The 1,420-nt window shown below is 38.6% G+C and carries 2 protein-coding genes; both read right to left on the bottom strand.

What is annotated here, in order from left to right; all coding sequences use genetic code 11:
• A partial coding sequence (locus tag PX484_RS01470) for a phosphate ABC transporter ATP-binding protein (protein WP_288102706.1) occupies positions 1–600 on the bottom strand: 600 nt, incomplete at its 3' end.
• 150 nt (positions 601–750) lie between these two features.
• Positions 751–1,420, bottom strand: a 670-nt coding sequence (pstB, locus tag PX484_RS01465) for a phosphate ABC transporter ATP-binding protein PstB (RefSeq protein ID WP_288102705.1), incomplete at its 5' end; no start/stop codon positions are given.

Raw genomic sequence — 1,420 nt, 5'->3', positions numbered from 1 at the left:
GGTTTTCAATTCGTGAATTAATTCCTCAATTTTTAGGGTAGAAATTGGATCGAGTGCCGCACAGGGTTCATCCATTAAAACAACTTCCGGTTTAACCGCAATAGCGCGAGCAATACATAACCTTTGTTGTTGTCCCCCCGATAAAGCTAAACCACTTTCTTTGAGTTTATCTTTAACATCATCCCAGAGAACGGCTTTTTTTAAAGATTCTTCCACTAATTGATCCATATCACCGATGTAACCATTTAATCGCGCCCCAAAAGCGATATTTTCATAGATAGATTTAGGGAAAGGATTCGGTTTTTGAAACACCATACCGATGCGACTGCGTAACCCGATAGGATTAACGGAATTACCATAAATATCTTGGCCGCGAAAGGTAACTTTTCCCTCAATTTTGGCACTTTTAACCAGATCATTCATGCGATTAAAACAGCGTAAAACTGTACTTTTCCCGCAGCCAGAGGGACCGATAAAAGCGATCACTTTTTTCTCAGGAATATCAAGGTTAACATCACGAACAGCGAGATTAGAACCGTAGTAAACGTTTAAGTTTTTGGTTCTCAAAACCGCATCGGTAACAACATCGGTACTATACATAATCTTTAAAAAAAAAGGAGATGAGTGTTTTTTTAGTGACTGGTAAACAGTAATCGGTAATCAGTGAAAAGAAAACTCCCAACTTGCCACTTCATACTGTTCACTGAAAACTCACATCTGATAACTGATAACTGATAACTGATAACTGATTTAGCCAAAACGTCCACTAACATAATCTTTAGTTGCTTTTTCTTGAGGATCACTAAAGATTTTATCCGTATGATCAAACTCGACTAGATAACCGATTTTGCCACCTTTATCGGTTGGTTCAGCGTTATAAAAAGCCGTTAAATCCGCTACTCTGGTGGCTTGTTGCATATTGTGAGTAACAATAATAATTGTATAACGTTCTTTTAATTCGTGCATTAATTCCTCAACTTTTAAAGTTGAAATTGGATCGAGTGCCGAACAGGGTTCATCCATTAATAATACTTCTGGTTGAGCGGCAATAGTGCGAGCAATACATAATCTTTGTTGTTGTCCCCCCGATAGGGAAAAACCGCTTTCTTTCAGTTTATCTTTTACTTCTTCCCAGAGAGCAGCCCGACGCAAGGAAGTTTCTACTAATTCATCTAAATCGCCTTTATAACCATTTAATCGCGCTCCGTAAACCACATTATCATAGATGGATTTGGGAAAAGGATTAGGGCGCTGGAACACCATACCGATGTATTTTCTGACTTCGACAGGATCCACCTCTTGAGAGTAAATATCTTGGTTATGATAAAAAACTTTGCCGTCAATACGAAAACCGTGAATTAAATCATTGAGACGATTAAAACACCTGAGAATGGTACTTTTTCCACAGCCAGAGGGTCCG

This window comes from Microcystis sp. M49636_WE2 (assembly GCF_030065375.1).
GTDB lineage: Bacteria > Cyanobacteriota > Cyanobacteriia > Cyanobacteriales > Microcystaceae > Microcystis > Microcystis aeruginosa_C.
Note: the sequence above shows the minus strand (reverse complement) of the source record. Positions and strands in the feature narration are given on the sequence as shown.